Source organism: Bradyrhizobium sp. Cp5.3, from assembly GCF_000426265.1.
GTDB lineage: Bacteria > Pseudomonadota > Alphaproteobacteria > Rhizobiales > Xanthobacteraceae > Bradyrhizobium > Bradyrhizobium neotropicale.
The window spans coordinates 1-8,212 of the sequence record NZ_AUFA01000089.1; the positions used below are offsets into that span (position 1 = coordinate 1).

Consider the following 8,212-nt stretch of genomic DNA (forward strand, 5'->3'; position numbering starts at 1 on the left):
GGATCGGCGGCCAGGTGAAGCGTCCCTCGTGCAACCACTTCGTCACCAGCACCATGCCGCTGCCGTCCCACGCCAGAAGCTTCACTCTGTCCATGCGCTTGCTGCGGAACACGAAGACGTCACCGCAATACGGGTTCGCACGCAGCGCTTCGCTCACCAGCGCCGACAGCGTGTGCACCGACTTGCGGAAATCGACCGGCTGTGTCGCTAACACCACTTTGAGGTCGGACCGTAACGCAATCACCGGCAGCCCCGGAGCGCCGCCAGCACCGTCGAAAGCGTCGCCAGCTCCACGCCTGGCTCGACGCGGATGCGCGCCCCATTCAACTCGATCTCGACCGCCCCGCAGGGCTTGGCCGGCGGCGCGGCGATCTCCAAAGACGCCGTCTGTGCCGGCGAAATACGCTCAGACTCGCCAGCTGTCCCGCCACTGCTCTCGGCACCAATTTGGATCGGCACGAAGTTCAGCGCCTCGTCGGCCACCGCCGCCGTAACCTGGCGTCGCCACACCGTGAGCAGCCCGCGCGAAACGCCGTTGCGCCGCGCCACCTCGGAGATGTTTGCCTCCGCCTCAAAGCTCTCCGCCACGATCCGGGCCTTCTCCTCACCCGTCCATCGTCGCCGCCGGCGCTCCCCGGTGATCACCTCGACGCGACGATAAGAGCCACCTTCCTGCCTGGCATCAAGCATGGCATTTACCATTGCGCCACCTCTACCGATCAGCTCATGCCAGGCTGTATCGCAGGCGAGCCGAAGGATTGCGAGGTGGATGCCTCATGCCGGTTACGACGCAGAGCGGTTCGCAAACATTCCGTTTCGAGGGCTACCAAGCTATCGCGGCGGCTCCACGCAGCATGGAAGGCTCTGAGGGTGAGCTTTACGATATCGAAATCTTGTGCCTATTGACGTCCCGGTGCCGCGTTCAGAACGGCTGCCTCAGCGGTCAGGGCGTTAAATAGTTGTGTCAGTTCCAAGGTGTCATACCCTTGACTGACGCTTCGATTGTCTGCTCCAAAAAGTGGCGCATAGTCCCGATCACCTCGGGCGGACAAAAACTGCTTTCGCGGCGAACCCCTGCCAGGCTTCAAGGCCATTGACATCTGGTTTGATGTCGTTGCCGCTGCTTTTCCTTTCCTTCTCATCACCGATCCTCACGGCCTCTCCTCCGTGCGAGCGACAGAGTCCTAGGAGCTTGTTAGCGTAACACTGTCGTCTCAACTACCTGATTTGGTGGGGCTCGCATTCACATACAGTCCGCACTTCCCCGATAGCCTTCGAGCATTCTACAGCGACGACATTACGTCGCTACGACGTGAGCCGCGTTTGTGATGGGGGCAATGCGTATGACTGGGCGCGCGCGCAGAATGCGAGATGCGAAAGAGTTTCGGCGGTTGGAGCAGATCTACCTGGTACAGGCTGAGCACTCGACGGGAGATCTCGAACGAGACAGCTTACTCAATATCGCTCGAGGTTTCGGGCATGCGGCCGGTAAAATCGAAAGACGTTCATTGATTAGTAAGGCGTTGATGATTGTCGCTCTTGCCGTGCTCGTATTATTTGCCGTTTTGTACATTCCCTAGTGTACGTTCGGTCTAACGCGACGGCGACGTAATGCCTATCCCGGTTCAGAATTGAGACTACCGCCACGTTTAACAGCATGCGGCCTGATCCCGATCAGGCCATTTATGACGGCTAGCGCCTCGAGAGGTTTTGACTGATACGTGAGATTTCCAAGACGGGTAGCTAGGAGGGACCAGCACTTCGATGCTGCCGCAGTGTCAGGCGCATCTAGGTGCTTCGGAGTCTTTTAGGTCGGTCCAGGTCTTGAGCCGGAATTCGTAAGGTCGCCGGCTTTCACTGCTTGTGGCGAGATAGGCCACCGCTAGAGAGAGTCGGTAGTATTCCGGAAGCTATCTGCTTTGCTGCTATTTGCCGGCCACGCTCGCGCAGCGGCGAATTATCTCGACCTGAACGATTTCATCTTGTTGCAAAGGCGATGAGCTGGATAGCGGCGGCGCCGAGTACAACGGCAAGGACGTAGCGCGTTGTCTTTTCCGATAGCCAACGAAGACCAACTGTGGTTCCGATCATTGCCCCGGCGAAAGCGCCTAGGGCGTATAGCCAGGTCTGCGGTGAAGGCATCTGTCCGACGTAAATTGCCCCGACTAGCCCAACCGCGGAGTTCACCCATATGAAGGGAGCGGATAAAGCTGCGGCCTGTTTGGGCGACGCCCACCGCATCGCGATCAGGATCGGCGCGAGGAAAACGCCGCCGCCGACACCAGTAAGGCCTGAAACGATGCCGACGCCAGCGCCTGTCGCGATCGCGCCCCAAGATGGCGCGACGCGATTTAGGATGTCTCCCTTCGCTCGACGGAACAACAAGATGGCCGCGGCCACAAGAAGCACGACACCGGTGACAGCATCATAAATTTGCTGAGGCAGGACTGTGAAACCTCCAACTAAGGCAGTCGGCATCGAGGCGATTACAAGAGGCTTCAACTTCTTCCAATCAACAAAGCGGCCGCGATTGAAGAGCCACGTTGAATACGTAGCGGCGACGATGTTGAGCAACAATGCAGTCGGACGCATCTGAGTCGATGGAAATGATGAGAACGCCATTAGAGCCAGAAACGCTGTACCTCCGGCTTGCCCCACCGTTGCGTAAAGAAGGGAAACGATGGCAAAAGAAACTGTGAGCATTGTGGGGACTAGATCCGAGCAGATTCATTTGAAGAAAAGAATGTGACGAGACCTTCTATTTGCAGGATCCCGCACAAGACCATCAAATTCATCCGCTAAGGCATGAAGACCTAAGCATTGCTCCCGCTTTTGCTGAGATTATCGAGGGTGTCGGCTAGAACCGTCGCGCAAGCGCCTCCAGTTCGTCCTGACTGATTTCCGCCGCTTCCTTCTTTCTGGACGTTCATGATGCGCTGGCGTTCAGCGCGTCCTGGAAATGGAAGCAGACACGCAAAGCGTCAGAGTTGACGCTATGCTACCATTTCCACGTATCCGGGCTCGTGTCGGTAGCAAGCACACGGATTCCGTAGTCGCTGATGGTCACAATGGCATATGTGTAGCCATCGTAACAATTCAGCTGGTACTCCCTGTCTCGCTCCGACCAGCGCCAATAGTTCCGATTGCCGCAGTGCGGGTAAAATTGCTTTCGCAGTGAGCCCTTGCCAGGCTCAAGACCATTAACATCGAGCTTGATCTCGTCGCCGCTGCTCTTCCACAAAACATGCCCCTTCAGCTTTTCTTTGGTCAGATTCACCACGAAGAATTCGTGGCTTCCTCCGCTCTTCGTTGCTCCTTTTTTGGCGTTCTGTTTCCTTCTCATCACCGTCCCTCGTGGCCTCTCATCCGCATGAAAGCCAGATTCTGCGGAGTTTGCTAAGGTAACACTGCCGCCTCAACTACCTAAGTCGGTAGGCTGGCAGTCACATCCAGCGCGCACTTTGCGGATAGCTTTGGAGCGTCTCGCAACCGCAACTCCACTTTGCCGCGATCTGAGACGAGTTTGTGATGGGGACAATGCGTATGGTCGTGCGTGCGCGCAGAGCGCGAAATGCGAAAGAGTTTCGGCGGCTAGAGCAGATCTACCTGGCAGAAGCTGAGCTCTCGACGAGAGAAATCGAACGAGACGGCCTCCTCAAGGTGGCTCGCGATTGCGGATATGCGGCCGACAAAATCGAAAGACGTGCGTTGATTAGGAAGGCCGTGGTGCTGCTCGCTATTGCTGCCCTCGCACTATTTGCCGTCTTGTACATTCCGTAATGGAGCACTCGGCTTAGCGGGGACCGGCAGATATTCTCGCCCAAGTAGGGGCCAGCGTCTGGCCTTCATCGGCACCTACTAGGAATGGATCGCGATGCAACTCGGTTGATTTACGATCATCAAGCGAAGTGCTTCTGCATGAAGTCGGATGTCCACGTTCCGTCAACGTCAGTCGGGCTGAAGGAGTCCCACTTGCCGTTAGCGGCATCATTCCTGATCCCCGGCCAGAGCTGTTATGTTTTTCTACGTGAGCACGTTGTAGACATTCGCCTTGGCGACCGCGTTCATGGCGTCAAACTCTGGCTTGTCGGAGCTGTTGCAAAGTTTTCGCAGCCCATCTCCGAGAACGGCGCCGGCGGTGTCCGGTGCCGCTGGCACGTTCCCTTGTATGGAAACGCGTCATTCCGTATTGGGCTCCTGGTAGGAGAAAGCTCAACTTTCATCGCTGTGGTCGGCCTGCTTCGATCCGGAGGGTCGGCAATTGCCAGGAGCCATAATGAAAATTGACGCCAGCCCCGGCTGGCAAGTTGAACGATGCAAGGGGTGGCAGCCATGGGCTGGCGTACGGCGGAAGTTCGACATTCGTGAGGGATTTCGCGGTTTCAATCGAATAGATCACATCCCGCGCGACCCGCAGTGTGGCGTCGTTGATCCAGCCTTGAAAAATACTGATCCGGTGGGTCGCCGAGCTCGCAGAAGTGACCTTCCCGAAGAGCTCCATCGCCTGCGCGGATTCGATCTGAATTCGCTCCTGCCAATGCCAATAGGTGTCGAAAAGCCGTTTCGATAACTCCGTCTGCGTTCCGATGGCTCGCTTTGCAAAGTCCTGAAATGCGCCTGTTGCACCGCCAATGTCATCGTTGCTTCCGGCTTCCTTCGTCATCACCATCTCCTTGTCTTGTTACATGTACTCGAGAGATCTGCCTTCGAAGGCGCTGTTCGTCCGGAACTCTTCTATGAAGGCGGAAAAAAGAGAATGCTGATTTGCATAACCCGGCTCCTCGCCGTATCCGCCACCAACGGGGTGTGCGAGCCCGTTGGTGGCGGGGAAAGGCTGAGCGTCGCACTGTGCCGGCTGAATGCGTCGCCCGTGTAGAAGTTCGAACATCCATGTCTTCAACCAGACACGCTGAAGAGTTTAAATGACACCGGTCGTCCGGACCACAATTCATGGGCTGCCAGTTGGCCACCCGTCCCAACGGATCGCCTCGAGAGGTGCCGAATGGTGATCGCGCTTCGAGACAACTGAGATAGCCCGTTAGGTGATCAGCCTTGGTCTGGACTGACGCCTTCGCCAGGGCTCCCGGGCTTGGTCTCGTGGTCGCGGATGAATGTTTCATATTGCGCAGGGTTAGCGGCCTTCAGGCGTTCCAGTGCGCGCTCAGCTTCATCAAGGACGACAACGCCGTGACGCCGTTTGATTTTCTCCATGCCTTTTGTCATCTCTTCGAGGTGTTTCATTGCCTCTCCGGAACTCGAATCATTAGGGTCCTGCGACACTCTCGCCATCCGGGGGCGGCGGTTAAGTTCTTCGACGGCAGCGAAAAGAGCTTCGAGCTGTTGGCCCAAGCTGAACTGCTCAAAGACCTTCTTTTGGAGTTCCGAAACTTTGACGACGTTCGTTTCGATATCCTGATTTACTGCCCCGCTGAGTGGCGCAAAGAATGGAAAAGAGTACCAGGAGAACCAATTCGGGTTTGACATGGATACCTCTAGACCATCGAGATCGTGGCGTTCTTCTTCAGCTATATTCCAGCAATTGGCGTGCCAATCGTAAGCGTCGAGCTGAAGCCGTTTGGGGATAGCGATCTTTTGGCGTGGATATCGATGCCCGGGAGATTGACGCCGATATGGCCGAATGGTGGGGTTTTTAGACTCAACCGCGAGCCCTGCCGATGTCTATTGAGTCCCAGTTGCGCGAGAAGTTGCGGAAGATCGAGGCTCTTTTCGCGGGGGCCGGAACGGCCGGCGAGCGGCTCGCGGCAGAAGCGGCGCTACAGCGTGTGCGGGAACGTTTGACGGAACTTGGTCGGCAAGATCCGTCAATTGAGATGCAGTTCTCGATGCCGGATCAATGGTCACGCCATCTGTTTCTCGCCTTGTGCCGGCGTTACGGCATGAAGCCCTATCGCTATTATCGGCAGCGGCGCAACACGGTCATGGTTCGCGCACCCAAACGGTTCCTCGATCAGGTTCTGTGGCCGGAGTTCTCCGAGCTTGACCAGGCCCTGCAAGCCTATCTTCATCAAGTGACATTGCGCGTGATCCGCGATGAGGTCTTTGCCGACGCGAGCGAGGCGCAGGAGATTCAGGAGGCGCTGCCACCGAACTGATGGATGCGGTCAGCGGCCGACGCCAGGGTCATGATATGATCTTCGTCGCCGGCGATCGATGGGGCAGGCCAGCTGAGGCCGTTCAGGATTTGAAGCTCCACGGCATGAGCTGGTCGATGTTCGAGATCGGCCAGCCTTGAGCGATGCGCTCAAGAGTCTGCCGGAGCCAGGCGTGTGGATCGACCTCGTTCATTTTTGCGGTCTGCAAAAGTGTGGCGACGGTCGCCCAGGTCCGACCACCGCCAGCGGATCCTGCGAACAATGCATTCTTCCGAGTAATTGTTTGCGGTCGGATGGCGCGTTCGACAATGTTGGAATCGATTTCGACACGCCCATCGCTCAGGAAGCGCACGAGCGCAGCCCGCCTGGAGATAGCGTAACGGATTGCCTCGGCGAGTTTTGATTTCCCCGACAGGCGCGGCAGTTCCGCTTCCCACAGCTCGAACAGCCTCGCGACAATGGCGGCGGACTTTTCCTGGCGGGCCTTCACCCGTGTTGCAGGATCTTTGCCGCGGATGTCCTCTTCGACCTTCCAGAGCGCCGCCATAGTCGTGATCGTCTGCGCCGCCAGGAGCGAGCTTTCGTTCACATGCAGTTCGTAGAACCGCCTCCTGACATGGGCAAAACAGGCGGCCAGGGTCACGCCATCATTGGCGCCGGCGCCTTTGGCGAGCCGGTTGTAGGCCGCATAACCGTCCACCTGCAGCAGGCCGCCAAAGCCTGCCAGATGACGCGCGACACAATCACCGCTTCGGCTGTCTTCGAAGCGATAGGCCACCATTGGCGGATCTGCGCCGCCGAAGGGTCTGTCGTCCCGAGCATAGGCCCATAACCAGGCCTTTTGGGTCTTGCCGGAACCGGGAGCCAAAGTCGGCAACGTGGTCTCATCGGCAAAGATTCGTTCGCCCTGTTTGATCTTCTCCAGAACGTAGTCGGCCAGAGGCTGCAGTTCGAAGCCAACCTTGCCCATCCACTGCGCCATCAGCGAACGGTCCAGCTCGACCTTGTCCCGCGCATAGATGGCCTCCTGCCGATAGAGCGGCAGACCATCGGCATATTTGGCGACGGCGATCTGGGCCAGCAGTGCCTCGGTGGGGATGCCGCCCTCGATGATATGGGGTGGCGCCGGCGCCTGGATCACGCCGTCGCGATTCCTGTAGGCGTATTTCGGACGGCGCGTGACGATCAGGCGGAACTTCGCCGGCATCACGTCCAGACGCTCCGACACGTCCTCGCCGATCAGAACCTTCTCCAGCCCTTCGCAGCCTGCGGGACTCTCAGGTTCGATGACAATCTCAACTCGCTCCAGATGAGCCGCGAAGCCCTTCCGCGGACGCGGCGTACGTTTCGGCTTGTCCTGAACGGCGCTTTCGAGCTCCGCTTCGATCGCTGCCATCCCGGTCTTTATTTCGTCGAACACGAAGGCGTGCTGCGCCTCGCTCAATGTCGCGCCGCGCAGGCGCTCCGAGCGAGTGCCGTAGCGCGACCGCTCCAGCATCCTCACGATCGCCGTCAGCGTCGCGATCCGCTCGTCGGCCGTCTTGTTCGCCACTTCGAGATGACTGTTGCGTGCCTCCAGCAGCGCCCTCTGGTCAGCCATGGCGACGATGATCGCCTTGAGGGCATCAACATCGTCGGGAAGCTCCGCAACCGCCTTCGTCATCACCGCCATCACAGCATGTTCGCGGCCGGTTTCCCAAACTTTCCAAAGCCCTGATTCAAAATGCCACAGGTTTTTCAGCCCATCGATTGCGGCCGCTTCACAGCCACCGGTCGGACTTTCGTCCAGTCCAGCCCATCGACCAGCGCAAGCAACTGTGCATGGTTCAACTGCACCGTGGCCGGCCCAATCCGCGGCCAGCAGAACTGCGCTTCCTCAAGCGTTTTGGCGAACAGACATACCCCCGTGCCATCAAACCAAACCGCCTTGATCCGGTCCGCTCTTTTCGAACGGAATACGTAGAGCGCCCCACTGAACGGATCTGCACCACCGTCCCGCACCAGAGCCATCAAGCCGGTCGCCCCCTTGCGGAAGTCAACCGGTGTGCTCGCGACATAAACCTGCACGCCGGCCGGGATCATGCCTTGCGAACCGCCCG

At 58.2% G+C, this 8,212-nt stretch carries 11 protein-coding genes; 3 read left to right on the top strand and 8 right to left on the bottom strand.

The window, feature by feature from the left end; translation table 11 throughout:
- Nucleotides 1–244, bottom strand: a 244-nt coding sequence (tnpB, locus tag K289_RS51240; protein WP_035687801.1) for an IS66 family insertion sequence element accessory protein TnpB, incomplete at its 3' end; no start/stop codon positions are given.
- Nucleotides 241–690 carry a transposase gene (locus K289_RS0139600; protein ID WP_051311326.1) on the bottom strand — a complete coding sequence of 150 codons (450 nt, stop codon included), beginning with the start codon at nucleotides 688–690 and terminating at the stop codon, nucleotides 241–243. The genes tnpB (K289_RS51240) and K289_RS0139600, both read right to left, overlap by 4 nt.
- A 701-nt stretch (nucleotides 691–1,391) precedes the next feature.
- On the opposite strand from K289_RS0139600, the gene K289_RS0139610 reads away from it, so the two are divergent.
- A complete protein-coding gene (locus K289_RS0139610) occupies nucleotides 1,392–1,580 on the top strand; it encodes a hypothetical protein (RefSeq protein ID WP_156918446.1) in 189 nt (62 codons plus the stop codon).
- Between the two features lie 397 nt (nucleotides 1,581–1,977).
- Here the strand turns inward: K289_RS0139610 and K289_RS0139615 are convergent, their stop codons facing one another.
- Together K289_RS0139615 and K289_RS0139620 are read right to left on the bottom strand one after the other, a co-directional pair.
- The gene (locus K289_RS0139615) at nucleotides 1,978–2,703 is read right to left on the bottom strand and encodes a sulfite exporter TauE/SafE family protein (RefSeq protein WP_027556397.1); all 726 of its coding nucleotides are present in this window, start codon (nucleotides 2,701–2,703) and stop codon (nucleotides 1,978–1,980) included.
- A 295-nt stretch (nucleotides 2,704–2,998) separates the two neighbouring features.
- Nucleotides 2,999–3,343, bottom strand: coding sequence for a hypothetical protein (locus K289_RS0139620; protein WP_027556398.1), 345 nt, complete (start codon nucleotides 3,341–3,343; stop codon nucleotides 2,999–3,001).
- A gap of 194 nt (nucleotides 3,344–3,537) precedes the next feature.
- On the opposite strand from K289_RS0139620, the gene K289_RS47055 reads away from it, so the two are divergent.
- The gene (locus K289_RS47055; protein ID WP_156918447.1) at nucleotides 3,538–3,780 is read left to right on the top strand and encodes a hypothetical protein; all 243 of its coding nucleotides are present in this window, start codon (nucleotides 3,538–3,540) and stop codon (nucleotides 3,778–3,780) included.
- Between the two features lie 439 nt (nucleotides 3,781–4,219).
- On the opposite strand, the gene K289_RS0139635 is transcribed toward K289_RS47055, so the two are convergent.
- Together K289_RS0139635 and K289_RS52735 are read right to left on the bottom strand one after the other, a co-directional pair.
- Nucleotides 4,220–4,663, bottom strand: a complete 444-nt coding sequence (locus K289_RS0139635; protein ID WP_156918448.1) for a hypothetical protein — start codon at nucleotides 4,661–4,663, stop codon at nucleotides 4,220–4,222.
- Nucleotides 4,664–5,046: 383 nt separating this feature from the next.
- Entirely contained in the window at nucleotides 5,047–5,484 is a 438-nt protein-coding gene (locus K289_RS52735; protein WP_245284138.1) for a hypothetical protein, read from the bottom strand.
- A gap of 209 nt (nucleotides 5,485–5,693) precedes the next feature.
- Here K289_RS52735 and K289_RS0139650 point away from each other — a divergent pair, with 209 nt between their 5' ends.
- Nucleotides 5,694–6,113 carry a hypothetical protein gene (locus K289_RS0139650; RefSeq protein WP_245284139.1) on the top strand — a complete coding sequence of 140 codons (420 nt, stop codon included), beginning with the start codon at nucleotides 5,694–5,696 and terminating at the stop codon, nucleotides 6,111–6,113.
- Nucleotides 6,114–6,195: 82 nt separating this feature from the next.
- On the opposite strand, the gene K289_RS0139655 is transcribed toward K289_RS0139650, so the two are convergent.
- Together K289_RS0139655 and tnpB (K289_RS0139660) are read right to left on the bottom strand one after the other, a co-directional pair.
- Nucleotides 6,196–7,776 (bottom strand): IS66 family transposase, encoded by a 1,581-nt coding sequence (locus K289_RS0139655; RefSeq protein WP_027556402.1) that lies wholly within the window; start codon nucleotides 7,774–7,776, stop codon nucleotides 6,196–6,198.
- Between the two features lie 74 nt (nucleotides 7,777–7,850).
- A partial coding sequence (gene tnpB / locus K289_RS0139660) for an IS66 family insertion sequence element accessory protein TnpB (protein WP_210164553.1) occupies nucleotides 7,851–8,212 on the bottom strand: 362 nt, incomplete at its 5' end.

Coding starts and splice junctions, on each gene's coding strand:
- K289_RS0139600 (WP_051311326.1), bottom strand. CDS start 690: ATGCTTGATGCCAGGCAGGAAGGTGGCTCTTATCGTCGCGTCGAGGTG.
- K289_RS0139615 (WP_027556397.1), bottom strand. CDS start 2,703: ATGCTCACAGTTTCTTTTGCCATCGTTTCCCTTCTTTACGCAACGGTG.
- K289_RS0139620 (WP_027556398.1), bottom strand. CDS start 3,343: ATGAGAAGGAAACAGAACGCCAAAAAAGGAGCAACGAAGAGCGGAGGA.
- K289_RS47055 (WP_156918447.1), top strand. CDS start 3,538: ATGCGTATGGTCGTGCGTGCGCGCAGAGCGCGAAATGCGAAAGAGTTT.
- K289_RS0139635 (WP_156918448.1), bottom strand. CDS start 4,663: ATGACGAAGGAAGCCGGAAGCAACGATGACATTGGCGGTGCAACAGGC.
- K289_RS52735 (WP_245284138.1), bottom strand. CDS start 5,484: ATGTCAAACCCGAATTGGTTCTCCTGGTACTCTTTTCCATTCTTTGCG.
- K289_RS0139655 (WP_027556402.1), bottom strand. CDS start 7,776: ATGACGAAGGCGGTTGCGGAGCTTCCCGACGATGTTGATGCCCTCAAG.